Genomic DNA, 288 nt, shown 5'->3' with positions numbered 1-288 from the left:
TGCTGATAATGGGCCCTAATCACTGGATTGTGTTGAGCAGCAGATAAAGTTGCCAGGTAGAGCGTGGAGCGCACGCCAGAACGACCTCCTTTGATCCGTCGTTTACCCCGAAAGCCACCGCTGTCTTTATTGAAGGGTGCGACGCCGACCAATGCAGCAATTTGTTTATGCGAATAGATGCCCAACTCTGGGAGATCACCCTGTAAAGTTGCACTAAAGATGGGTCCAACGCCTTTAACGCTCTGCAAAACAACATCCTTGTCATGAAACTCGGGCTGAGTAGCAAGC

General features: G+C 50.3%; 1 protein-coding gene. It reads right to left on the bottom strand.

The annotated features are described in order from the left end of the window. Positions 1 to 288, bottom strand: a 288-nt coding sequence (locus MD536_RS21270) for a transposase (protein WP_239603801.1), incomplete at both ends; no start/stop codon positions are given.

Source organism: Flavihumibacter cheonanensis (assembly GCF_022352215.1).
GTDB lineage: Bacteria > Bacteroidota > Bacteroidia > Chitinophagales > Chitinophagaceae > Flavihumibacter > Flavihumibacter cheonanensis.
The sequence above is the reverse complement of the archived record's forward strand: the minus strand, read 5'-3'. Positions and strand labels throughout refer to the sequence as shown.